General features: G+C 31.1%; 22 protein-coding genes. 5 read left to right on the top strand and 17 right to left on the bottom strand.

The genetic code is table 11. From position 1 onward, the window contains the following. Window positions 1-491: 491 nt before the first annotated feature. Window positions 492-1,565, bottom strand: a complete 1,074-nt coding sequence (locus tag B5D41_RS11545) for a peptidoglycan DD-metalloendopeptidase family protein (protein ID WP_234983948.1) — start codon at window positions 1,563-1,565, stop codon at window positions 492-494. 285 nt (window positions 1,566-1,850) lie between these two features. On the opposite strand from B5D41_RS11545, the gene B5D41_RS11550 reads away from it, so the two are divergent. Next, window positions 1,851-2,201 carry a hypothetical protein gene (locus B5D41_RS11550; RefSeq protein ID WP_078810809.1) on the top strand — a complete coding sequence of 117 codons (351 nt, stop codon included), beginning with the start codon at window positions 1,851-1,853 and terminating at the stop codon, window positions 2,199-2,201. A gap of 64 nt (window positions 2,202-2,265) precedes the next feature. On the opposite strand, the gene B5D41_RS11555 is transcribed toward B5D41_RS11550, so the two are convergent. Continuing rightward, entirely contained in the window at window positions 2,266-3,705 is a 1,440-nt protein-coding gene (locus tag B5D41_RS11555) for a glucose-6-phosphate isomerase (RefSeq protein WP_078810810.1), read from the bottom strand. A gap of 219 nt (window positions 3,706-3,924) precedes the next feature. Here B5D41_RS11555 and B5D41_RS11560 point away from each other — a divergent pair, with 219 nt between their 5' ends. After that, a complete protein-coding gene (locus B5D41_RS11560) occupies window positions 3,925-4,524 on the top strand; it encodes a hypothetical protein (protein WP_078810811.1) in 600 nt (199 codons plus the stop codon). A gap of 56 nt (window positions 4,525-4,580) precedes the next feature. Here B5D41_RS11560 and B5D41_RS11565 read toward each other — a convergent pair whose 3' ends face one another. Both B5D41_RS11565 and B5D41_RS11570 read right to left on the bottom strand, forming a co-directional pair. Next, complete coding sequence (locus tag B5D41_RS11565) at window positions 4,581-4,802, bottom strand: hypothetical protein (protein ID WP_078810812.1); 222 nt, start codon at window positions 4,800-4,802, stop codon at window positions 4,581-4,583. A 106-nt stretch (window positions 4,803-4,908) separates the two neighbouring features. Next, on the bottom strand, window positions 4,909-5,910 hold the full coding sequence (locus B5D41_RS11570; RefSeq protein WP_078810813.1) for a tetratricopeptide repeat protein: 1,002 nt from the start codon (window positions 5,908-5,910) through the stop codon (window positions 4,909-4,911). A gap of 141 nt (window positions 5,911-6,051) precedes the next feature. On the opposite strand from B5D41_RS11570, the gene B5D41_RS11575 reads away from it, so the two are divergent. Genes B5D41_RS11575 through uvsE form a run of 3 tightly spaced genes read left to right on the top strand, consistent with a single transcriptional unit; the run spans window position 6,052 to window position 10,003 of the window. Beyond that, on the top strand, window positions 6,052-7,704 hold the full coding sequence (locus B5D41_RS11575) for a hydantoinase/oxoprolinase family protein (protein ID WP_078810814.1): 1,653 nt from the start codon (window positions 6,052-6,054) through the stop codon (window positions 7,702-7,704). 4 nt (window positions 7,705-7,708) lie between these two features. After that, window positions 7,709-9,040: a histone deacetylase family protein gene (locus B5D41_RS11580; protein WP_078810815.1), complete on the top strand. Its 1,332-nt coding sequence runs from the start codon at window positions 7,709-7,711 to the stop codon at window positions 9,038-9,040. A 57-nt stretch (window positions 9,041-9,097) separates the two neighbouring features. Continuing rightward, window positions 9,098-10,003 (top strand): UV DNA damage repair endonuclease UvsE, encoded by a 906-nt coding sequence (gene uvsE / locus B5D41_RS11585; RefSeq protein ID WP_078810816.1) that lies wholly within the window; start codon window positions 9,098-9,100, stop codon window positions 10,001-10,003. Window positions 10,004-10,031: 28 nt separating this feature from the next. Here the strand turns inward: uvsE and B5D41_RS11590 are convergent, their stop codons facing one another. The 13 genes from B5D41_RS11590 to B5D41_RS11650 all read right to left on the bottom strand — a co-directional run bounded on the left by B5D41_RS11590 (window position 10,032) and on the right by B5D41_RS11650 (window position 24,484). Beyond that, window positions 10,032-10,556 carry an FxsA family protein gene (locus B5D41_RS11590; RefSeq protein WP_078810817.1) on the bottom strand — a complete coding sequence of 175 codons (525 nt, stop codon included), beginning with the start codon at window positions 10,554-10,556 and terminating at the stop codon, window positions 10,032-10,034. A 90-nt stretch (window positions 10,557-10,646) separates the two neighbouring features. After that, window positions 10,647-11,009, bottom strand: a complete 363-nt coding sequence (locus B5D41_RS11595) for a hypothetical protein (protein ID WP_234983949.1) — start codon at window positions 11,007-11,009, stop codon at window positions 10,647-10,649. Between the two features lie 172 nt (window positions 11,010-11,181). Next, complete coding sequence (locus B5D41_RS11600) at window positions 11,182-11,364, bottom strand: hypothetical protein (RefSeq protein WP_078810818.1); 183 nt, start codon at window positions 11,362-11,364, stop codon at window positions 11,182-11,184. A 186-nt stretch (window positions 11,365-11,550) separates the two neighbouring features. After that, window positions 11,551-12,663, bottom strand: a complete 1,113-nt coding sequence (ltrA, locus tag B5D41_RS11605; RefSeq protein ID WP_078810839.1) for a group II intron reverse transcriptase/maturase — start codon at window positions 12,661-12,663, stop codon at window positions 11,551-11,553. A gap of 877 nt (window positions 12,664-13,540) precedes the next feature. Next, window positions 13,541-13,762: a hypothetical protein gene (locus B5D41_RS11610; RefSeq protein WP_078810819.1), complete on the bottom strand. Its 222-nt coding sequence runs from the start codon at window positions 13,760-13,762 to the stop codon at window positions 13,541-13,543. Window positions 13,763-13,946: 184 nt separating this feature from the next. Continuing rightward, complete coding sequence (locus tag B5D41_RS11615) at window positions 13,947-15,188, bottom strand: LL-diaminopimelate aminotransferase (protein WP_200806471.1); 1,242 nt, start codon at window positions 15,186-15,188, stop codon at window positions 13,947-13,949. Between the two features lie 101 nt (window positions 15,189-15,289). Continuing rightward, the gene (gene dapF, locus B5D41_RS11620) at window positions 15,290-16,129 is read right to left on the bottom strand and encodes a diaminopimelate epimerase (protein WP_078810821.1); all 840 of its coding nucleotides are present in this window, start codon (window positions 16,127-16,129) and stop codon (window positions 15,290-15,292) included. 145 nt (window positions 16,130-16,274) lie between these two features. Then, window positions 16,275-18,029, bottom strand: coding sequence for a pyruvate kinase (gene pyk, locus B5D41_RS11625; RefSeq protein ID WP_078810822.1), 1,755 nt, complete (start codon window positions 18,027-18,029; stop codon window positions 16,275-16,277). 82 nt (window positions 18,030-18,111) lie between these two features. Further along, window positions 18,112-19,110, bottom strand: coding sequence for a 6-phosphofructokinase (gene pfkA, locus B5D41_RS11630; protein WP_078810823.1), 999 nt, complete (start codon window positions 19,108-19,110; stop codon window positions 18,112-18,114). A 52-nt stretch (window positions 19,111-19,162) separates the two neighbouring features. After that, a complete protein-coding gene (gene accA, locus B5D41_RS11635) occupies window positions 19,163-20,149 on the bottom strand; it encodes an acetyl-CoA carboxylase carboxyl transferase subunit alpha (protein WP_078810824.1) in 987 nt (328 codons plus the stop codon). Continuing rightward, window positions 20,142-21,044 carry an acetyl-CoA carboxylase, carboxyltransferase subunit beta gene (gene accD, locus B5D41_RS11640; RefSeq protein WP_078810825.1) on the bottom strand — a complete coding sequence of 301 codons (903 nt, stop codon included), beginning with the start codon at window positions 21,042-21,044 and terminating at the stop codon, window positions 20,142-20,144. The genes accA and accD overlap by 8 nt, the downstream gene beginning before the upstream one ends. Window positions 21,045-21,430: 386 nt before the next feature. After that, a complete protein-coding gene (locus tag B5D41_RS11645; protein ID WP_078810826.1) occupies window positions 21,431-22,366 on the bottom strand; it encodes a serine/threonine protein kinase in 936 nt (311 codons plus the stop codon). Window positions 22,367-22,381: 15 nt separating this feature from the next. After that, the gene (locus B5D41_RS11650; protein ID WP_078810827.1) at window positions 22,382-24,484 is read right to left on the bottom strand and encodes a PP2C family protein-serine/threonine phosphatase; all 2,103 of its coding nucleotides are present in this window, start codon (window positions 24,482-24,484) and stop codon (window positions 22,382-22,384) included. Window positions 24,485-24,539: the final 55 nt, after the last annotated feature.

A 24,539-nucleotide genomic window follows, 5' to 3' on the forward strand; every position in this document is an offset into this window, starting at 1 on the left:
CTTTCTTAACTGACGAAAATTAATTTGCTTTTTTGATTTCAACATCTCTTGTGATAATTTATTCACTTCCTTCTCACAACTAGCACATGTATTCCCAAACTGCTCATCTGATATTTCTTTACCACAAATAATACAGAACATTGATATCACCCCTTTTTCCAATTTTTCTAATTATAATAACAATAGTAATTGAATAATATGCTAAATTCTCATCTTCAACTCAATTATATTTATACTTATATTAGTAAGTGGATTTTAATTGTTAATCATTCATTATAATATGTTTGTAGAATTAAATTGTGAAAGTGAACTTTTTCACAACAGCTTCTAATACTTATATTCTATATATATGTTTAAACTCCTGCTTTTATTTTAAATTATTTCATCAACTAATAAAATAATTAAGACTCTAATCCATATTTCATGAATTAAGGTCTTAATTATTTAGCATACCTATTTATATTTATATTATATAAACTACTAATTTATAATTAATATTTATGCGGCAATCTCTTTAATGGATTAACTGGTTTACCATTAATTAAAATTGAAAAATGTAAATGTGGTCCAGTACTACGACCAGTATTACCTGACCTAGCTATAATTTGCCCCTGTTGAACATGTTGACCTCGTTTGACTACTAAACGTGAATTATGAGCATATAATGTCTTAGTGCGATTATTATGTCTAATAATGACTGTTCTACCATAACCACTAACCCAGGAACTAGTTAAAACCTTTCCAGTTGCTGCAGCCTTAACTGGAGTTCCTTGCGAAAGAGCTATATCTAGTGCCCCATGTAATTGACTTTGCCTAGTAATTGGATTGACTCTCCGTCCATATGCTGAAGATATTCTGCCATTCTTTACCGGCCAAATAAAATTTGATCGATTATAATTAACTGCATCTGTTGACTTATCATTAGTAATAGTCATCTCTAATTCACGAGGAATTTTTAATTCCTGACCAACTTTAATCCTAGAACTTGCTAAGTTATTTATATCCATAAGTTTTTCAATATCACTATTATAACTCTTAGCTAATTTAGATAAGGAATCTCCTCTCTTTACTCTATAGTCAATAACTATATAAGGATTTTCCTGATCTCCACCACCTAAAGCAGTATCTGGTATTATTAAGTTCTGTCCTACATAAATTGTTGAACTAGAAAGCTCATTAACCTCTTGTAATCTCCCTATAGAAGTGTCATATTTATTAGCTAACATATATAGCGAGTCACCAGATTTAACTATATATTCTAAATTATTTTTTGAATTTTTTAAATAAAAGAGTGTTTTTCCTCCGATTATCCCATCACTTATTAAACCATTCTTTTCTTGGAAATTTTCAACTGCAATCTCAGTATTTTCACCAAAATTACCATCAACTGAAATATCATATCCTAAATCATTTAACTTCTGCTGGAGCAGTTTAACATCATATCCCATCATTCCCCGTTGTAAATCTCTAATTCCTAAACCCGAAGCCATGGCTACTGCATATATATTGCATAATAATATTACAACAACCAATAAACAAAATACATACCTTCTTTTCCGTTTCACCATTTTACCCCCTTAAACCATCAGAAACCATCTCTTTTATTATTATACATGTCCATTATATATTATTTCGTGATTTTTTTAATAAATCCTTCTTGAAAATTTTACTTAATTACTTTATCTGTAATTTATTTATAAATTTTAGACAGTATCTCTATTATAACCTAATAAAAAAGATAATTATACTTATGCAACACTAGTTATATTTTAACAATAATTTTAACATAAAATCCCAACATTTTTTTTGATTTTAACTATAAACTAACTTTAAGGAGGTGAATATTATATATGACAAAAAATAGGATTGAAGATGAAAATTTAGAGATTAATCATACTCCAAATAGTACTGAAGTAGTAGAAGAAATTTCAGATTCAGTTAAAGCAAATAATGATGATGAAGAATCTCAAGATGTTAGATTAGGACAAGTACACTTCCCAGGTCAAGGTATGGGAGAAGAGATTGGTCCAGAAGAATATGAATTCAACCTTGCTCAACAAGCAGGTCGTTTTAATGATGAAGTAATCCTCGGTTCTCCAGCTAGTGAATATGGTGCAACTGGACGTGGTGCTTTAAAAGATATTATTAAGGCTTCTGAAGAACGTCTATCTGAAAAATTAAACAATTCCAAAAATGAGTAAAAAAATAGGACACCTACTAGTAGGTGTCCTATTCTTGAAAGGTATGATTTGTTTTCGTAATACGTTAAATTATTAAATTACTATTCTTTTCTGATTTATTATCATACTCTGCTTTCATATCCTCATAACCTTCTCTACCTAAAATGCCATAAGTATAATTCTTACCTAACTCTACTCCAGGTTGATTAAAGGCATTAATATTATATAATTCGCCAGCAAAAGCAGTCTGTAATTCAAACATATAAAATAATTGGCCCATAGTAAATTCATTAACCTCTGGCAAAGAAATAGTACAATTTAGACGTTGATTCTTAGTTAAAGCCAATTCAGTAGCTGACTGCTCAGTTTTAATTAATTGATTAAAAGTATGTCCACCTAAATAAGATACACCACTAATTTCTGAGTATCCTCCAGGAATAGTAACATCTTCCTCATGATTATCTACAGTTAAAAATGTAATAACCTTATCATATGGTCCTTCCATATATAACTGTGCTTGTGAATGTTGATCAGTTGCTCCTAAAGCTTTGATTGGGGTTGGACCTACATTTACTACCTCACCCGCTCTATTTTCTCTTTTCCCTAATGATTCAGCCCAAAGCTGTCGATACCAATCTGCTACATCTTTTAAACCATGAACATAAGGCATCATTACTGACATAGATTTACCAGCTTGGTCAGCTAAATACTGCAACGTTGCATTTAAGTAAGCTGGGTTCTGCCAGATATCATCTGTTTTACAAATTTGGTCCATATATTCTGCGCCTGCTAATAATTCTTCTATATTAATACCACAAAATGCTGCTGGTACCAAACCTACTGGAGTTAGTACTGAAAATCTACCTCCTACATTTTCAGGAATATAGAAAGTTTTTATTCCTTCTTGTTTAGCTATCTTAATTAAATTACCTGTATCTTCACTTGTAGTAGCAATAAAATGGTTAGCTACTTTATCTTCACCTAATTCTTTAGCAACTAAATCTCTAACTAATAAAAACTCGCTCATAGTCTCTGCAGTTCCGCCAGATTTTGAAATCACATTAAATATAGTCTCTTCTAAATCTAATGTTTGTAATAAACTTTTCAATCTAGTAGGGTCAACATTATCAAGGACAAATAACCTAGGATGTCCTTTTCTAGCTTCTTCATTCAAATTATAATATGAATGATTTAAAGCTGTATGTAAAGCTATAGTTCCTAAAGCTGAACCCCCAATTCCTAAAACTACAAAGTTTTTAAATTCACCTTTCTTCTGTTCTGCAAACTCTTTCATTTCCTTAATTATCGTTTTTTGTGTATAAGGTAATTCCATAAACCCTAATTGCCCATCTTCTTTCGCTTCTTGGATTGCTTGATGAGCTGCAGTTAATTTATCTTGTAAATCATTTACTTTTTCTTTAGTAAAACCATTCTTTTTACCTACTTGATCTACAAACATATTATTTACATCTAATTTAATTCGCATCTCTTCTTTCCATCCTTCTTCTTGATATCTATTCACCATGATTCCTCCTTTGTAACCTTATATTATGTAATAAAAAATAATTTATAAGTAACTTCATAAATTTTAATTACTTCCCTTAAGTTTACATTTTCTATTAAAAGATTACCACTCCTGCAAAAAAATAAAATTATCTATTTATATTTAAAATTATTCATATTTTATATTCTTTAACTATATTATTATAAAAGAGAGTAAGTACTCATCTAAGAGGTGAAAATTATGAATAATGATCAATATAGGTCTAGACGAAAGTCTTCTAAAAAGAAAATCTGGTTTAAAGATGTCAATCCAAAAAATAATAAATCAACTACAAATCAAAATGAAGATAACAACAATTCATTGGACAATAAAAATACAAATGAAGAATTAGAACAATATGATAAAACTGACGATCAAAATGAAAATCAAACTAATAATAATGACAAACTCATTAATAACGAATCTGAATCTAATAATTCCTCCAATAATAATAATAATATAGAAGAATTAACCAATATAAAAGACGACCATTCCCTAAATATATCAAGTAATCGAAATCCAAAATTAAATATTGATAATAAAATATCACACCTTAACCAAGTGGGATATTCTTTTCAACAGCAATTACTTAACCATCTTGGAGATTTTATTAAAATTGCAGTTACAACTTGTTGTGATGATGGCTGTTTCGAAGGAATTCTGTGTCAAGTTGAGTCTGATTTTATAATTTTAATCAACTCTTTAACCATTATAGAAATTCCTGTTGATAGAATTGCAGCTATTATTATTCAAGCTGGAGGGGTACCCCAGGAAAGTAATAATGATAATACTGAAGAATAATATCCAAAAAGAATCAGAAGGTAATATTACCTTCTGATTCTTCAGTCTTTTTTAATCTATGCTTCTACTTCATCAAATGGTGCTCCACCAGCTAACTTTCTAACTGCTGCTATTGAATCGAAAGGTATTTCTACTCGCACATCATCGTCAATTAAAGTAATGTAATCTAAGCCTATTCTACATAAAATTCCTTCTTGTAAACAACATCCTTCTCCAGCAGTAATGATAACTTCTACATAATCACCAATCTGTTCTTCTAATAAATCTTCAAAAGGCATCTTCTCCCCTCCTTCAAATATTAATTTATTATATATTATGAAAAGCTGTTTAAATATGTTACTCCTAATAATTACTAAAATTTATTCAAATTCGAAATCAATTTTATTAATAATATTGATTTAACTTATTTTTACTTATCTCACTATAATCTGCATTAATTTCTATTAAATATTGCCAATATATCTTTGCTTCTTTCAATTTATTCTGAGTTTCTGCTACAACTGAATTAACCCAAAGATTATTAGCCATCCTTTTTACCTTTCTTTCAGCTATCTCTAAGATCTTTTCTCTTTGCTTAGCTTTAGTCTTATCCTGCTTAGCTAACCTATTATAAATTTTACCCAAAGTAATATAAGCATAATAATTATCTTCATCTAAAGCAATTGCTTTTTCACAATTTTCCATTGCTAACTCAACCTCTTTTAAAGCAAAATGACACTTGGCCATTCCTACATAGCTTTCACCTTTAGCCAGATCAGAAAGAACTACCTCTGAATCTGAAACCTCTATTGCTTCTTCGTAAAATCTAATAGCTGCTTCTAAATATCCTTTTGCTTCTTCTTGAACTTTATCAGTCATCTTTTTATTATTAGTTACATTTTTAATTAAATCTTTTCCTTGTTGCCAATAAAGCTGACCTAATCCATTATAAACCCAGTTACTACTTGATTGGTCATTATCTAACATAACCTCATATAAGAATTCAGCTACTGAATAATATGAAAGCTTTCTATATTCTTTGGCTAAATCATTTAAGTATTCTGTTATATCCCCACCTTCTAGTATATTTAAGTAGTACTTTGCTTCCAATGAAAATAGTTTAGCCCCTTCTAACTCTTCTTGTAATAGTTTAGTTCTTATTTGATTTAATATGATATCGGCTCTATAATATTGTTGATTATTAATAATATTAATAAATTTGTAAATTAATTTAGACACATTGCGTTCTGAATCTTGCCTTTCTAAAATTATATTTAATTTCAATAAAATGGGAGTAACTAATTCTGTAATATCACTTAATTTTGACTCTTCTTCTGCATTATTAACCAATTCATGAATTCTCTTCTTTTTAGTTAAAATTGACTCTTCAAATGAATCCCCTAGCATTTTTTTCACTCCTTTAACAGTTTAGTTCATTATATTTATATTCAAAAAAGCTTTACTTGTGAAAATAAAAAAGACCATTGCGCATTTAAAGGAATAATATATGTAATCTAGAATTAAATTAAAATGATGGAGGTGAATTAAATGAAATTAGGAATTGATATTGGTGGAACTCATACTGATGGAGTACTACTTAATGATAATAACGAAATTATTAAATCTATTAAACTAACTACTCAACATCAAGAATTAACTAATACAATTTTGACTGGTTGCCAAACTCTAACTTCTAACTTGAAAGCAAAAGAATTGGATAGAATTGTTTTAAGCACTACTTTAGCTACAAATGTAATTGCTGAACAAAATTATCAACCAGCAGGATTATTATTAATTCCTGGTCCTGGTATTAATCCTAAATTACATAATTATGCCCAACATGTTGAAGTTGTTACAGGCTCTATTGATCATCGTGGGAGTGAAGTTCAAGATATAAATAAAAAAGAAGTACAAAAAACTCTTGCAAAATTTATTAAAATAGGAATTGATAGAGTAGGAGTATGTGGTAAGTTCTCTACTCGAAACCCTAAACATGAATTAGAGATTAAAAATTTAATTAAAAAAGAATTTACAGAAATTGAAGTCATTAGTTTAAGTCATCAACTTACTGGTCGATTAAATTATCCTAGACGTATAGCTACTACATACCTTAACTGTCTAGTTCAACAAACTCAAACTGAATTCACTACTGCTATTCAAGACGGGCTAAAAGAATTAAATATTAAATCTCCAGTTTATATTTTAAAAGCTGATGGAGGTACTATGCCTTTAATTAAATCAAATAATTTACCAGTAGAAAGTATCAATTCAGGCCCAGCGGCTAGCATTATGGGGATTTTAGCTCTAACTGATACCTACGAAACTACTTTAGGTATAGATATCGGTGGGACAACTACTGATATATCTCTATTCATTGACAAAGAACCACTCTTTAAACCAAAAGGAATAAAAATAAATAAATATAAAACTTCAATTCGTGGATTATATAATAAATCTGTAGATTGTGGAGGAGATAGTTTAATTCAAATCAAAAACGGCAAATTAAAAATAGGTCCTAAACGTCAAGGTCCAGCTGCTGCTTTTGGTGGTAATAATCCTACTCCAACAGATGCTTTAGTAATTTTAAATCTAACTCAGAAAGGTAATAAAGAAGCTGCTAAAACCAGTCTACAGCCTCTGGCTAAAGAATTGAATTTATCTATTCCAGAATTAGCAAATAAAATCATTAAAAAATTCTGCCAAGAAATCAAAGCTAAAATTGATAATATCTTAACAGAATTAAATAATCAACCAGTTTATACTATTAATAAATTACTAGATAATACTAATATCCAGCCGACTAAATTAGTAGGCATCGGAGGTCCAGCTAAAGCTTTAACACCTAGATTAGCAAGTGAGTTAAATATGGATTATATTACCCCGGATAATGCAAATATAGCCAATGCTATCGGGGCTGCTTTATCTCGAGTTACTCAAGAATGCACATTATATGCTGATACCTCTCAAGGATACTATAATATCCCTGAATTAAGTATAAAAGAAAGTATAAATCAAGAGTTCAACTTGCAGATTGCCCAATCCTTAATTAAAGAAAAATTAAGAGAAAGTACTATTACTCCACAAAAACAAATAGAAATCAGCAATACTGAAACCTTTAATCTAGTTAGAGGCTTTAATACTATAGGAAAAATTATAAAAGTTACTGCCCAGCTTAAACCTGGCTTAATTACCTGGAGGTGATCATATGCAAATTAAAGCAAAAAATTCTCTTGGCTTAATCTTCTTTCCTGCTTTTGATTGGTCTATCTCACCAACACACCCTGAACGGGAAGAAAGATTATTATATACCAAAGACCAAGTCTTAGAAGAAGGATTATTAGATATTGAAGGAATTAAAGAATACAACCCATTAGTAGCTAATATTGAAGATATAAATAGAACTCATATCTGTGTTCCTGACACTGAATCAATTGTTAGTAAACCACATCTTATTTCAGCAGGAGGAGCTATTAAAGCTGGAGAGTTAGTAATGGAGAATAAAGTAGATTCAGCTTTTGCAATCATTCGTCCGCCTGGACATCATGCTTTTAGAATAGTACATGGAGCTAGAGGCTTTTGTACTATCAATAATGAAGCAATCATGGTTGAATATTTGCGTCAAAAGTATGGGAATGATTTAAAAATAGCTTTTGTAGATACAGATGCCCATCATGCCGATGGGACTCAGAATGTATTTTATAATGATCCACAAATTTTACATATCTCTATTCATCAAGATGGTCGTAGTCTCTTTCCTGGTACAGGTTTTATGAATGAATTAGGAGGTCCAGGGGCTTTTGCCAAAACAATTAATCTACCACTTCCACCTAACACTACTGACCAAGGACTACATTATGCCTTAGATAATTTAATACTACCTATTCTAGATGACTTTAAACCTGATTTAATTATTAATGCTGCAGGTCAAGATAATCATTATAGTGATCCTTTGACTAGAATGAAAATAACTGCTCAAGGTTATGCTAAGTTAAATGAAAAATTAAACCCTGACATTGCTATATTACAAGGAGGCTACTCTATTGAATCAGCCCTTCCATATGTTAATGTAGGAATTATCTTGGCTATGGCTGGTTTAGATTATAGTTACATTCAAGAACCAGACTATAATCAAAATATTATAAATCAAGATGAACAGATTACCGATACTATTAAAAAACGAGTAGAAAAGTTATTAACTGTTTGGAAGAATAGAAATAAGGTTGATATCACAGAACAATTCGGTAATACACCTTATTATACTACTAGACAGAACATCTATTATGATACTGACCAAATCCAAGAAGAACAACAAATAAAGATTAAACTTTGTCCTGACTGTTCTGGCTTAATAATTATTGATTCTAATGCTAGACCTAGTCATTTTGGTAAAATTAGAGCAATTATTCTACCATATGATGTTTGCAATAAATGCAAAGCAGTAGGCTATAATAAATATGAATCAACAAAAAGAACTACAGAATTCTCTAATGTTTATCTACAGGATAAAGTAAAAGACAAATTAATGACTACTTTCTAATCAATTAAGCTTAAAAACACTTCAATACAATATAAAATAACACAAGTAGGTGAAATAATGAATATAGACTTTGGATATGCCTGTATTAGTACTAAAATTAAAGACTGTTCTACAGCTAAAACTACTACTGTTAAGCATTTTAAAACTATTGATGATTTAGATGTTCGTAAATGGAAATTGAAAAAAATCACTAAAGAAAATTTACAAAACACCTTACGGCTCTTATGGCATAATATTGCGGAAGATATTAAATTATATCGATTTTCTTCTCAACTTGTACCTTTAGCCACCCATGAATTAGGACAGATATGGAATTATACAGAAGAATGTTCTGATGAGTTTGCAAAAGTTGGTAGAGTTATTAAAAAGAATAATTTAAAAGCCAGCACCCACCCTGGTCAGTATACTGTGATTAACACTCCTAAAGAAGATGTATTTGAAAATTCTAAAGCTGATTTAGAATATCATAATAATGTTTTAAATGCTATGAACTTAGATTTTACAGCTAAGATGGTAACTCATGTTGGAGGAGTTTATGGAGAAAAAAATAAAGCTAAAGAACGATTTATAACCAATTTCAAAAAATTAAGTTCTGATATCCAACAAGGATTAGTATTAGAAAATGATGACACTTCTTATTCAATTGGTGATGTATTAGAAATATGTCAAGAATTAAAAATACCTATGGTTCTAGACGTTCATCATCATAACTGCTATAATCAAGGAGAGAAACTAAAAGAATATTTGGAAGGTATTTTTGCTACATGGACTGACCGAACACCTAAAATTCATTTTTCTAGTCCTCGTAGTAAAAAACATCCTAAGCGTCATGCAGATTATATAAATCCAGAAGAATTTAAAACTTTTTTAGACTTAGCCAATGATTATGAATTTGACGTTATGATAGAAGCTAAAAAGAAAGATGAAGCTGTACTTAAATTAAGAGAGGATTTAGAAATTTGAATTCCTAAATCCTCTTAAATACTAATTGTTAATTTTCATTTATTTCTTCATATTCTACATCTATAGATTCAGAGACTCCATCCCACTCTTCATCTTGTTCTTGTGACTCTTCCCAATCTTGTGTTTGATAATGTTTCTTTTTTTGGTTTTGATTACTACTATCAAAAAAACTAAAACTTACATTTCCTTTTTTAATTTGTTTACTAAATTTTTCTTTAACTATTTTACGAATAGACTTTCTAGTAGTAGGAATTACTAAACTAAAACCTGTGACATCCGTTAGTAATCCAGGAGTTAATAACATAGCTCCTCCAATTAAAATTAAAAGCCCATCAATCAAACTGTCTGCTGGTAATTGTCCTGTCGATAAAGAACTACGAATCTTATTGATGACTAAAAAACCTTGACTTCTAGCTATTGAAACCCCAATTACTCCTGTTAATGCTACTAAACCTACAGTTGGCAAGAAACCTACATAACCGCCTAGCTTAATTAATAATGTCAATTCAATCATAGGTACCACAGTAAACAATAAGAGTAGCTTTGCAAACATTAATTTCACCTTCTCTAATATGATAGTATACCTTATTATATAGTCTATGATGTGAAAATGCAATTTAGGTCGTAAAGAGATACAATTTATTTAAAAGTTTTTATCATATCTAATCATATATCTTCCAGATTTATGGTCTATATCTAACCTAAGTCCTTCTCGTTTAATCTTAGCCTTTAATCTATTCTCTATCTTCTTCTTGCTTTCATTATCTAATTCATAACCTACTTCTTTTAACTCACTTAATAATTTATCTAAAATATCATTGATAGTCTTTAATTTATCATTATTAGGAAATTCTAATAATATAGCATCAATTATATCATCAATTTCAGCTAAAATAGGAGTTCCTTTTCTAAAATAATCATCTAAACCTGGTTTTAATTTAACTAAAACAATAATTGCAGTAGATAACATACCTAAAACAGTAATGATAGTATCTAAAATATTCATTTATATTCCTCCTTTCATCTCCAATTTAGTTTCTATTATATTATAATGCAGAAACTATAACTTTGTGCAAATATAGATAATTCGTTTTTTCTTATATAATATAAAAAAGCATGCCTCTTAATAGAAACATGCCTAAATTAGTATCACTTATTTCCTCACTCAAAACTCTATTTTAGTCTTCTGTAACTGTAAAATGTTCATCTTTCGAATCTTTCTTATCTTGTTCATGATTATAAACTCGCCATGTAGAATATGCAAATTCAATATCTGATTCTTCTTTAAACCTATGCAAAATTCGTTCTTTTATTCTAGTCTGGACTAATCTCTTCCCTCGAGCAGAAGAATGACAATTCATATCACCTCTTATTTGGTATTGTTTTCCTATAAAATTTATTATATAGAGTAGGACCAGCCTTTCGGCTGGGACCTCTCATCAAACTGCACGTACGGTTCTCCCGTATACAGCTTTTCGTCATCGTTGCCCCTTTCCAAGGAGTAAGTCTTCATCTCCGCATTACTACGAATGTGGATTTTACTCTGGTTAGGACAATGTGGTAAGTAATGATTTAAGTCCCTTTTGCCTTAATACGGCATTAGGGATTCTTCTGTTTTGATGTTTTATCGCTTTCCTCTTTTCTATATATGACCTTATTCGCATTCTTATCCACTCATCTAATCTTTTGAAAAGCCTCTTTACATTCCCATTTCCAAAGTAATTACCCCAACCTCTAATTACAGGATTAAGTTCTCCTATTATTACTTCCACTGGCCAAGGTTGTTGTCTTTTGGTTTTCTTTCTAACTTTATTTTTGAATTGTTTTAAAGTTTTCTTTCTTGGACGCTTATAACGCCATGCTATAAATTCAAACCCTAAGAATGTAAAACCTTTTCCAAAGTTAGTTATAACCGTTTTCTCTGGATGAAGAGTGAGCTTTAGTTTCTTTCCTACTATCTCTTTTACTACCTCTAGTGCTCTTTTAGCTTTCTTCTTAGATTTTGTAAGTATTACAAAATCATCTGCAAATCTAACTATCTTATATCCTCTTTCTGTCATTACTTTATCTAATTGATGAAGATAAATATTGGCTAATAAAGGAGATATTACTCCTCCTTGAGGTGTCCCTTGTTTTGAAGGGATATATCCTTCCTCAGTCACAACTCCAGCTGTTAGCCATGACTTTATTATTCTTAACACCCAACCATCATTTACCCTCTTTGTTATAAATTTCATTAATAGCTCATGGTCTATATTATCAAAGTATCCTTTGATGTCTGCGTCTAATACCCATTTATACCCTTGCTCTCTGTACTCTTCTACTTTATTTATCGCATCCATTTGTGACCTTCCCGGTCTAAATCCAAAAGAACAATCACAGAATATCTTTTCAAATATAGGTTCCATTATTCTTTTGACTGTTGCTTGTGCTATTCTATCTTTTACTGTGGGTATTCCTAATGAGCGCTCTCGACCATCATCTTTTGGTATCATTACTCTAAGTACCGGTGATGGGTCATATCTATCTTCTTTCAATTGCCTATATAACTCTCTCATGTTTTGTTGATAGTTTTCACTAAATTCCTCAATTGTTACTCTATCTATCCCAGCACTTCCTCCATTTTCTATTACGGTCTTTGTTGCATAATGCATATTCATTTTCTTTGTTATCCTATCTTTAAGTGTATAATAGGTGCATTCAGTCACTTGCTCACCTATCCTTCCTTCACGACTTACCAATCTCCCATTTGATAATCCAGTAATTTACCCCTCTGATTTTTTTCATGATATTACTGACCACGTCTCTAGACTTTCGCCAATCGCACCCTCCAGTATATCACTACTCAGGTTGTAGTATTCCTGACTTATCTCGTTTCCAGTTATGTTTTCCTTTCTACGCTATCCATCAGTCTCATTGAATACATCAATGTCTAAACTACTATAACAAATTACCACTCTTATCTAATTTTCAATTTCGATGACGTAGGTATCCCTTCGCTCCAGTTGGCTTTATCCTCACATAAATTACTCTATGATCACTGGACCAACTATCTTCACTACTATGGTACCATCTGACTCCTAGTCAAGCATCATTTCGGCTTTCCCTTTCAGGTTATACCTCCATTTATTCTTATCAGTTTTGATAAGAAACACACCAGGTCCTCCCCAGGTCAATCACAGAATCCTTATAACCATTCCGACCCTAAACACACTTAACTATTCGGCATGGACACTCTCGTTATCTCGCGTTTTATTCAGCGCCACCTGTTCCCCCAAACCGACATTGGACTTCCCCATTTTGATGGTGGGTTATCATAGTTAGATGCCACCTCTGGTTTACATATTGTTCCGGACTAGCTTCACGTCTCAGGTTCTTTAGATTCTATCTCACGACAGACACCCTACCATTATTGACTTCACACACCGACACGACGAAAACAGCGCGGACAAGATTTCCACTTGTTAACTCTGTATTTACTGGGCACACATCAAAAATAGCCACTAGGTATCAATGCCTAGTGGCTCATAAAAATTATTAATTATCCTCTAATATCTCCTCAATTTCATCAATCTTCTCTTGAATTTCATCTAACTGATTGTCATATTTTTGTTTTGTATTACCAGGTAGATGAATTCCTGTCTGTCCTAATACAAATTCCTTCTCCTGTTCAAGTTCTTCATATTTATCCTTCTCTTCTTTTAGACGTTTCTCCAGCTCCTCTGTTGATAAATCTTCTAATGAATTATTTTTTAACAACTCTACCCCTCCTTGGAAATTAATACTATTCTCTAACTAAGAATTATTTTATATTGTATTAAATATATTAAATATAAAGTGTTATTTTCCTTCTTTTTTTGCTACTTTTTATATTTTTATCATTAAATTCCATTAAAAAATCCCTAGAATATATATCCTAGGGATTTAAAATCTAAATCATATTTTAAAATTCAAATTCAACTCTAGATAATCTATTCTTAATCTCTTCAATAACTCTTTTCTCTTCTTCTTCACCGTCAGCTATAAATGTAACTGAAAATCTAACAAAAGAACCAGCATCATCCCATGGTACTGTAGAAATTAAATGCTCTTTAATTAAATACTGTGCGAAATCTTCTGCTGTCTCAAATTTAGGCCCACCTTTAACTCCTTTTGGAATCGATACATAAAGGTAGAAAGAACCTTGTGGTTTAGTAGCTTCGAAACCTATATCTTGTAGCGCTGCAACTAATATATCATGTTTTCTTGAATACTTCTCTGCAGTCTTTTCAGTAATTTCTGGATGGTTTAGGGCATATGTGCAAGCGTGTTGAATTGCTTTAAACTGACCAGAATCATTATTATCCTTGACAGTAACAAAAGCATTAACCAATAGCGGATTACCAGCTATAAAAGCCATTCTCCATCCAGTCATATTAAAAGCCTTAGATAAAGATTGAATCTCTATTCCTACCTCTTTAGCACCTGGTATTGATAAGAATGATAAAGGTTCATATCCATCAAAAGTCAATGCTGCATAAGCCGCATCATAAATAACAATAATATTATTTTCTTTTGCGAACGCAACTACATCTTTAAGAAACTCCTCATTAGTTACTGCTCCTGTAGGATTATTAGGATAATTTAAATAAAGTAATTTAGCTCTTTCTTTCTGATCATCAGTAAGACTATCTAATTGTGGTAAGAAATTATTCTCTTTTAATAATGGTAAATTAACAACCTCGCCACCTAACCATTCTGTATGTGTTCCCATTACTGGGTAGCCTGGAGTAGTCATAATTGTAATATCACCAGGATTGATAAAAGCTGAAGGAATCATAGCTAATGCTGGTTTAGAACCTATCGAATGATTAACTTCTGTCTCTGGGTCTAAACCTTCTACTCCATATACTTCTTCCATATAATTGGCAGCTGCTTCTTTAAATTCAAATATACCGTTATCAGCATAACCTCTATTTTCCCATTCATTAGCTTCTTCACAAAGAGTCTCAATTACTCCATCATCAGCCATCCAATCTGGCTCTCCAACTCCCATATCGATTAATTCTACATCTGGATGTGCTTCCTTAGCTGCTGCCTTAGCTCTTTTAATCTTTTCAAATTTATAAATTACATCTTCTTTACCAAACTGTACTCCACCAATTCTTTCAGCAAATAATTGTTGAATATAACTCTCTTCTGACATACTCATTTCCTCCTTATATTCTTTTTAATTATTAAAAATCATTACTTTAATATTTTTTCTTAAATAACTAATTTTATAATTTACGACTCATAATTGAAAATTTACTTTCTCCATTCACCGATAAACACTTCTTCAGCAGGCCCTGTCATATAAACATGGTTATTCTTAGCCCACTCAATAGTTAGGTCACCACCTAATAAATGCACTTCTACTTTATTATCAGTTAATTCATTTAAAATCGAAGCTACCGTAGAACCACAAGCACCTGTACCACAAGCTAAAGTAACTCCAGCTCCTCTTTCCCAAACTCTCATCTTAATTTCTGCAGAGTTTACTACTTCTATAAATTCTACATTTGTCTTAGCTGGGAAACGAGGATGTTCTTCAATTTTAGGTCCTATTTCAGCAACTGGAAATTCATCTGCATCATCAACAAATACCATACAATGGGGATTCCCCATGGATACAGTTGTTATTTCATACTCTTCACCATCTATATCTAATTTCTCTTTAACTACCTTATCTTTATCTACCCCAGTAATCGGAATATCATCACTATGTAAGCGTGGTTCACCCATGTCTACTTTAACAGCTTCTACTTCATCACCTTCAAATATTAATTCAGGAATTATGATTCCTGCTAAAGTCTCAACTTTAATCTTATTCTTATCAGTCAAACTATTTTCATATACATATTTACCAAAACAGCGAATGGCATTTCCACACATCTCTGGTTCACTGCCATCAGGGTTAAAAATTCTCATTCTAAAATCAGCTTCTTCTATTTCTGAAGGTAAGATTAAAACTAATCCATCTGCACCTACTCCAAAGTGTCTATCACAAATCTGTTGTGCTAATTCATTTAAGTCATTAATATCTTCTTCAAAGCCATTAACTAATACAAAATCATTACCTAATCCATGCATCTTTGTAAAATTCATGAGTCTTCTCCACTCCTCTTATTAAACTTAGCTTAAATTTTAACATAATTAAATATCATTGTCAAAATTCCATTATTTTAAAGTAAAAAGCACATAGTGAAATCACTATGTGCCTAACAAGAATTTATTAACATATTACAATTTCTTATAACACATTAGCTTCTCCTTTATAGACTAAACCGCGAACACTATCTACAGTTATTAAGTCACCATCTACTAATGCATCAACTACATTAGAAGCCCCTACAACTACTGGAACTCCTAAATTCAATCCTACAATAGCAGCATGGGAAGTTAACCCTGGTTCTTCAATAATTATTGCTACTGCCTTTTCCATAGCCGGAACAAAATCTTTGTCTGTACCATAAGTAACTAATACATCACCTTCTCGCATCTTTTTATTTGCTTCACTAGCCGTCTTGGCTATACAGACTCGACCACTGGCAGCTTGTTTTCCAATTCCTGATCCTTTTAAGACTGCTTTACCAACAATCTGTACTTTAAGTAAATTAGTAGTACCTGTCACTCCTGCTGGAGTTCCAGCCGTTACTACTACTAAATCTCCTGTTTCAACATATTCAGCATCTAAAGCTCCTTTTACTGATGCATCTAACATTTCATCTGTAGAAGTGGTGTTCTCTACTAAGACCGGCTTAACTCCCCAGGATAAAATTAATTGATTAAATACTTTTCTAACTGGAGTAGTTGCTACAATCGGCGCATGTGGTCTATATTTAGAAACCATCCGAGCTGTATGACCAGAGCGAGTAGAAGTAATAATTGCCGCTGCACCTAAGTCTTGAGCAGTCTCACAAGTTGAATAACTGATTGAGTCAGTTACTGTTCGTGGTGGAACTGGATTCTTTTGAACCATCTGTTCTTTATATCTTTGAGACTCCTCTGTCTCTTCTGCAATTTTAGCCATAGTCTTAACTGCTTCCACTGGATAATCACCAGCTGCTGTTTCTCCGGAAAGCATAGTAGCATCGGTACCATCAAAGATTGCATTTGCTACATCACTAGCTTCTGCTCTAGTTGGTCGTGGATTTCGAATCATAGAGTCCAACATTTGAGTAGCAGTAATCACCGGTTTACCCTCTGTATTACACTTGCTGATCATCATCTTTTGTGCCATTGGTACTTTTTCAGTAGGAATCTCAACTCCTAAATCTCCTCTGGCAACCATGATACCATCGGAAACCTCTATAATTTCATCAATATTTCTTACTCCTTCTTCATTCTCTATCTTAGAAATAATCTTAATATTCGCATTATTTTCTTCTAGAATACGTCTAATTTCCAATACATCAGCTGCCTTCCGAATAAAGGAAGCTGCAATAAAATCTACATCTTGTTCAATACCAAATTTGATATCTGCTGTATCCTTCTTTGTAACTGCTGGCAAATTAACGGAAATTCCTGGTAAATTAACTCCTTTGCGCGATCCTAATACCCCTCCATTTACTACTTTACATTCAACCTCAGTTTTAGAAACTTTCTCTATTTGCAATTCAATTAATCCATCATCTATAAGAATAAATCCACCAGGCTCTACATCCTGAGGTAAATCTTTATAACTAACAGATACCTTTTGGTTATCTCCTTCAACATCTTTAGAAGTTAAAGTGAATTTTTGATCTTTTTCCAATGTAACCTTCTTATCATCTTTTAATAAACCTGTTCTAATTTCAGGACCTTTAGTATCCAGCAATATAGCTACTGGCTTCTCTTTTTTAGTTGCTAAATCTCTTACATTATCAATTCTTTTTTTATGTTCCTCATGATTCCCATGAGAAAAATTCATTCTAGCTACATTCATTCCATTGTCGATTAATTTAGATAGAATATTCTTATCATCACTAGCCGGCCCAGTAGTACATACTATCTTTGTTCTTCTCATTTTAAAACCCCTCCTCTATTCTATAATTAATATAATAATTTTATTCTATTTATTACTACATTAGTTGTTATATTATTAATTATTACATTGATAAAATATTTGCTAATTCATAAATATCTCTATCAATTTCTTTTTGTCCTTCTAGTGCCTCTTCAATTTTAAAACTTTTAACTTCTTCATGTATTATTCCTACCATTTTATTTGTTTCTCCATTCAAGAGTAATTTAACAGCAACTGCACCTAAACGACTAGCCATAATTCTATCTTGAGCCGTTGGAGCACCACCTCGCTGTAGATGCCCTAACACAGTTACTCTAGTTTCAAATCCCATTCTATTACTAATCTCTTTACTTAAAGCAAATGCTTTGCTGTGACTTACATCACGATTTGGCTTAAAATCATCCCCAATTCCTTCAGCAACTAAGATAATACTATGTAATTTGCCTCGGTCATAACCATGCTTTAACTTTTTACAGACATTCTCTATACTAAAATCAATCTCTGGAATCAAAATTGATTCTGCTCCTCCAGCCAATCCACACATTAAAGTCAAAAATCCAGAATGTCTTCCCATAGTTTCTACTACAAAGATTCTTTCATGAGAAGTGGCTGTGTCTCTAATCTTATTAATCGCATCTAAAATTGTATTCATTGCTGTATCATATCCAATAGAATAATCTGTACAAGCAATATCATTATCTATTGTAGCAGGAACACCAATTACATTAATATCAGATTCCTGACTAAGTAATTGAGCTCCTTTAAAAGAACCATCTCCTCCAATTACTACTAACCCTTCTATCCCACCATACTTTAATTGCTCAATTGCTTTTTCTCTTCCCTTTTTAGTTCTAAACTCTTCACAACGAGCAGAATGAAGGAAAGTTCCTCCACGATGAATTATATCAGCGACAGAACCACGTTCCATTACCTCAAAATCACTATCAATAATTCCAGCATATCCCCGTTTAATTCCTATTATATCTAAACCTTCATATATCCCTTGTCTAACTACAGCTCTAATGGCAGCATTCATCCCTGGAGCATCACCTCCACTAGTTAAAACACCTATCTTCTTCATTAATATTACCTCCACATAATGAATTTTTATCTATATTAGCTCATCTATTAACTTATTCATTACTAGTAGCTTCTATCCTGCTATGTTCTATATATTCCCCTATTCTTCGAAACTTATCATATCTTTTTTCTAACATTTCTGGAATAGAGAGGTTCTGTATTTCTTGTAGATTAGTTAATATAGCTTCCTTAAGTAGATTAGCACTTTCTTCAAAATCTCTATGGGCTCCTCCTAATGGTTCAGATACTATTTCATCAATAACACCTAGATCTAAAAGGTCTTCAGCTGTTAACTTCAATGCTTCCGCTGCCGTCTTAGCTTCTGCTGAATCTTTCCATAGAATAGCTGCACAAGCCTCTGGAGAACATACAGAATAATACGTATGCTCTAACATCATTATTTTATCTCCAACTCCAATTCCTAACGCTCCTCCACTTCCACCTTCACCAGTAATAACTACAATAATCGGCACTTCTAATCTCGCCATTTCCATCATATTTCTGGCTATAGCTTCTGCCTGACCTCGTTCTTCAGCCTCAATCCCTGGATAAGCTCCTGGAGTATTTACTAAAGCTAAAATCGGCCGATTAAATTTTTCAGCCTGTTTCATTAATCGTAAAGCTTTACGATACCCCTCAGGATGGGCCATACCAAAATTACGATTAATATTATCTTTGGTACTCTTCCCTTTTTGATGACCAATTATAGTTAGTGGTAGACTATCAATCTTCGCTATTCCTCCAATTAAAGCTTGATCATCTCCATAATTTCTATCGCCATGAAATTCTATAAAATCATCACAGATTAATTCAATATAATCTAAAGTAGTTGGCCGTTCTGCATGCCTAGCTAATTTTAAAATTTGCCATGGCTCTAATTCAGAGAAAATTTGCTTTTTTAGACGATTAGATTTATTTCTTAATGTTTCAATTTCCTCTGTTAAATCTATATCTTTTTCCTGCATAAATTGCTTAAGTTCATTAATTTTTTCTTCTAATTCTAATAAAGGTTTTTCAAAATCTAAACCATTCTTAGGCATTAACTTCACCTCGCAGACTATGTATATCTAAAATTCTGACTATAGTGTCTTTCATTTCCTCTCTATTAACTACTTTATCTACCATACCATGCTTTAATTGAAATTTAGCAGTTTGAAACCCTTGAGGTAAATCCTTATTAATAGTCTGCTTAATAACTCTCGGACCTGCAAAACCAATCTTAGCATCTGACTCCGCAATAATTATATCTCCTAATGAAGCAAAACTAGCAGAAATACCACCATATGTAGGATCAGTTAAGACTGAAATAAATAACTGACCAGCATCATCTAACTTAGCTAAAGCTGAACTTGTTTTAGCCATCTGCATTAAAGATAACATACCTTCGTACATTCGGGCTCCTCCCCCTCCACCAGACACAATAATTAGTGGGGAGTTCTTAGCTAAAGCAGATTCAATAGCTCTAGTTATTTTTTCTCCTACAACTGAATTCATACTTCCCATTAAAAAACTTGCATCAATCACAGATATAATTACATCATATCCTCCAACTTTTCCTTCACCGGTTACTACTGCTTCATTTAAGCCTGTCTTCTGCTGGTATTTATCCAACTTTCTATCATACTTTGGAAAACCTAAAGGATTAGTTGTTTCTATATTTTCATCATATTCTTTAAAACTATCCTCATCAATTAATATTTTAAGTCTTTCTTGAGAATTCAATCTAAAATGATAACCACACTCTAAACATACCTTTAAATTCTCTGTTAACTTTTTATTAAAGATAATTTCTCCACAATTCTTACATTTAGTCCATAATTCATCGGTTATCTTTCCTTTACCTTTCTTTCGCTTCTTCTTCCGCTTAGTATCCTCTTTTTGCCGTTTAACAGTTACATACTTTGACTTATTATTTCCAAACCAGTCTTTAAACATGGATTAACACCTCACTTTTTTAACGCTTCCCTTTAATCTATTATCTTACATTCTATTTACTTTGGTATATATTATTTTATAAGTATATATATTGGTTTATCTAATGGCTATTATATGTAGTATATGTTTGTAGTAAATTTCTAATTCTTAACAGGTAATTTATAACTTAAATATAATTATGGACAGTATATGTAAAAATACTATACTGCTCATAATTATAACACAATATGGTTAAATTTCAAATTTTACACCTTAAAAATCATATTTATTACTAAGTTATTTACAGATTAGTTTATTCTAATTTGTATATAAATTACATAAGTATTTAAGTTTATCTAATTATTTATTAATTTCTACGTCATACAACATTACTTTCCATAACTTGTTTACATAATTATTTTCTTAAATTTAAATTTTAAGTATTCTTTCCATAGTTTTAATTTAAAAAAGTGAAGAGATTTATCTCTTTTATTATAATCAAGTGATAAGTTCCGCATTATGAAATCATTTAAATAATCAGATATCTGATTATTTAAATGATTTACTGATATTAAATTATCTTCAATAATCCTGTCTATAACTTCATCGGGAATAGTCTTAGTACAAAAATAATATAAAATAGCTGATAGACTATAAATATCTGAATATATACCTTGCTTTGTCTTAGTTGAATAAAATTCTATAGGTGAAAATCCAGGTGTTAGAATGATTTTATCATGATCTTCTTTCTTATAATTAATTGTCGAACCGAAATCAATTAATATAGGTTTATTTTGATTTATTATTATATTATCTGGTTTTATATCTCTATGAATGTAACCCTCTTTATGTATACTATGAATGGCATTTAATAAAGAAAAATATACATCTTCTAAAAATTCATTGATAGAAATATCATCATTTTTTCTCAAATAATCTGTTAATGTTTCTCCAGGATAATACTTCATTACTATATAAACAGTATTATTCTCCTTAAAATAATCATAACATTTAGCAATATTTTTATTTTGTAATTTTTGCATTACCTTTGCTTCATTTAAAAAAGATTCTTTCTCATTTTCTAACTTATCTTTATGTAAACTATTTTTACATACAATATTTATTCCATCTAAATCTCTTAATACTAAATTTGCTGAAAAAAACTCCTTAACAACTACTCTTTGTTTTGTTTGAATATTTATTGCTAAATATACAATTGATAGATTACTTCTTTCAGTTAATTTCTCTACAATCGCATATTTTTCATTTAAAATAGTTGTTTCAGGAAGATAAATATAATCAATTTGTTCGTTTTCAACATGTAAATTGTATGCTTCTTCCATTATAACATCCCATCCTTAAAAGAAGAATAAAAATTTCTCCTTTTCTTCTTCTGTTTTCTGAATCTTTTCTCTAACTCTAGCATAATCTTTCCCTTTACTTACTTTACCATACATCTTATTAGCCTGTTTATAATTGAATAATGCCTCTTTGTATTTTTCATTATCAAACTGCATATCTGCAAGTCCCTCATACTCTTTTGCTTCCTTATATAATTTAGCTGTTGAAACATTTGTGATCTTTTGCTGAATCATCTCCATATCATCTTCCATATCCATTTCTGCATATATAACCTTAGCTTCCATATATCTTAAACTAGCATTTTCAAAATTCTGCATTTTCAGTAATTCATCACCTTCTGCTTCAGCTTTTTGAGCTTTAATAATTTTTTTGCTATCCTCTATTTTTTTCTCTATCCTTGTACAGTCTCTATCTTTACCAATTCTAGAATATATTTTATTAGCTTGCTTAAAGCCAAATAACGCTTCAGTATATTTTGATTTTTCTAACTGAACATCTGCCTGATTTTCATATTCTTTTGCTTCTATATAGGCTTTAGACGAAGAGATACTATTAATCTTTTCTTCAAGTTTACTAACTTTTCTGCTCATTCCTAATTCTGAGTATATAACCTTAGCCTCAGTATATTTTAAGGTAGCACTCTTAAAATCTCTCATTTTAAATAACTCATCACCTGAAGACTCAACTTTTCTAGCTCTAACAACTCTCTGATTACTATTCATTAGCTGTTGGGATTTTTCAATTTTTTGGTTTATTCTTTCTTTTTTATTAGCTAATTCATATTTGCTATATATATCAAGAGCAGCAGTATACTTTTCTTTTGAAACTGAAAACTGATTTGATTTAAAGAACATATTGCCTTCTTCTTCATAGCTTATAGCTTTTAATATATTTTCAGTTTTAGCTATCTTCTCTTCAATATTATTTAAATCATAATCATCAACCTTTAAATACTTTAATTTTGCTGCTTCATATTTAGTTAACGCTCTTTCGTATTTAGCTTCATCAAATTGCTTATCTGCTTCTTTTTCTATTTTTTCACCTAGTATTATAGTTTCCGTTCTTTTCATTTTCTTATCAATCTCTGCTACTTTTTCTTTTTTTCCATGTTTTCTATATGTCTCTTTTGATTTTTTATATTCAGCTAACGCCTGCCTACTATTGCCTTTTCTAGCCAATTTATCGGCTGATCTACTTCTAGTAGTAGCTTGCTTTATTTTTCTTAATATTAGTTGTTTCTGTCTTTTGAGATTACTAGCTGCCCTTATTTTTCTATAAACAATAAAACCGCCTGTTAGCATAAAAATTGGAATTAATATTACTGCAGCTTTTTTATATAAGTTCTTTCGACTATTTTTTTCTTCTTTGAATACTTTTTTGGCAAATACAGAGACCATAGAATAATTGTCAAGATTATCATTATCTTTGTTTAACATAATTCCTTCTAATTCCTCTATAAAACCTTGAGCTTCAGTTGCTTCTTTTGCAGCAGCTCCTATTTCTTTATCCTCAAGGTTTTCCCAAAACCCTGAAGTACACATTAATAGAAAATCATCATCTTTTAATGTATGTTTCTTACTTACATATGGCTTGATTTTATCTCTTTGCCCTAAATAATCTGTAAGGTTATTTCGCTCTTGATGATGATTTATTTGTCTATCTTCTAACTCACCTGCATCAACCATCATTTGAGCTAAACTATGGTCCTTACTCTTAAGATTAATTCTACCTTTTCTTAAATGATACAATCGTGTGTTACCTACATTACCCCAAATAATCGAATTATAGTCAGTAATAACAACCAATACTGCAGACTGCAAATTCATCATGCGACTCTCATGCAGCAAAGCCTGATTAGCATTCCTAATATACTTCTTTATATGTCTTTTTTTCATAGAAGGATTTTCTGTAAAATCATTCAATATACTTCCTACTACTATCTCTGCACTTAAGACATCAGGAGCTGAATCTAATCCGTCAGCTAATACCCAACATGCCATATCATCATGTTCCGCATAAGCAAAATAATCTCTATTTTTTTTAAAATTACCAGGCTTACTTATGAATTTTGTTAATAATTCACTATTATCTTTTCTCATCTTCTTTCCCCCGCTTTGATGTTAATTATAGATATAAAATTGCAAATTAAATTAT

The organism is Selenihalanaerobacter shriftii, assembly GCF_900167185.1.
GTDB classification, from domain to species: domain Bacteria; phylum Bacillota; class Halanaerobiia; order Halobacteroidales; family Acetohalobiaceae; genus Selenihalanaerobacter; species Selenihalanaerobacter shriftii.

Excerpts from the sequence above, each read along its gene's own strand:
- accA (WP_078810824.1), bottom strand. The coding sequence starts at position 20,149 with ATGCCTAAGAATGGTTTAGATTTTGAAAAACCTTTATTAGAATTAGAA.
- B5D41_RS11645 (WP_078810826.1), bottom strand. The coding sequence starts at position 22,366 with ATGGAAGAAGCATACAATTTACATGTTGAAAACGAACAAATTGATTAT.
- pyk (WP_078810822.1), bottom strand. The coding sequence starts at position 18,029 with ATGAGAAGAACAAAGATAGTATGTACTACTGGGCCGGCTAGTGATGAT.
- B5D41_RS11595 (WP_234983949.1), bottom strand. The coding sequence starts at position 11,009 with ATGAATATTTTAGATACTATCATTACTGTTTTAGGTATGTTATCTACT.
- ltrA (WP_078810839.1), bottom strand. The coding sequence starts at position 12,663 with ATGAATATGCATTATGCAACAAAGACCGTAATAGAAAATGGAGGAAGT.
- B5D41_RS11580 (WP_078810815.1), top strand. The coding sequence starts at position 7,709 with ATGCAAATTAAAGCAAAAAATTCTCTTGGCTTAATCTTCTTTCCTGCT.
- B5D41_RS11575 (WP_078810814.1), top strand. The coding sequence starts at position 6,052 with ATGAAATTAGGAATTGATATTGGTGGAACTCATACTGATGGAGTACTA.
- uvsE (WP_078810816.1), top strand. The coding sequence starts at position 9,098 with ATGAATATAGACTTTGGATATGCCTGTATTAGTACTAAAATTAAAGAC.
- B5D41_RS11555 (WP_078810810.1), bottom strand. The coding sequence starts at position 3,705 with ATGGTGAATAGATATCAAGAAGAAGGATGGAAAGAAGAGATGCGAATT.
- pfkA (WP_078810823.1), bottom strand. The coding sequence starts at position 19,110 with ATGAAGAAGATAGGTGTTTTAACTAGTGGAGGTGATGCTCCAGGGATG.
- B5D41_RS11650 (WP_078810827.1), bottom strand. The coding sequence starts at position 24,484 with ATGAGAAAAGATAATAGTGAATTATTAACAAAATTCATAAGTAAGCCT.
- B5D41_RS11565 (WP_078810812.1), bottom strand. The coding sequence starts at position 4,802 with ATGCCTTTTGAAGATTTATTAGAAGAACAGATTGGTGATTATGTAGAA.
- B5D41_RS11600 (WP_078810818.1), bottom strand. The coding sequence starts at position 11,364 with ATGAATTGTCATTCTTCTGCTCGAGGGAAGAGATTAGTCCAGACTAGA.
- B5D41_RS11590 (WP_078810817.1), bottom strand. The coding sequence starts at position 10,556 with ATGTTTGCAAAGCTACTCTTATTGTTTACTGTGGTACCTATGATTGAA.
- dapF (WP_078810821.1), bottom strand. The coding sequence starts at position 16,129 with ATGAATTTTACAAAGATGCATGGATTAGGTAATGATTTTGTATTAGTT.
- accD (WP_078810825.1), bottom strand. The coding sequence starts at position 21,044 with ATGTTTAAAGACTGGTTTGGAAATAATAAGTCAAAGTATGTAACTGTT.
- B5D41_RS11550 (WP_078810809.1), top strand. The coding sequence starts at position 1,851 with ATGACAAAAAATAGGATTGAAGATGAAAATTTAGAGATTAATCATACT.
- B5D41_RS11570 (WP_078810813.1), bottom strand. The coding sequence starts at position 5,910 with ATGCTAGGGGATTCATTTGAAGAGTCAATTTTAACTAAAAAGAAGAGA.
- B5D41_RS11560 (WP_078810811.1), top strand. The coding sequence starts at position 3,925 with ATGAATAATGATCAATATAGGTCTAGACGAAAGTCTTCTAAAAAGAAA.
- B5D41_RS11615 (WP_200806471.1), bottom strand. The coding sequence starts at position 15,188 with ATGTCAGAAGAGAGTTATATTCAACAATTATTTGCTGAAAGAATTGGT.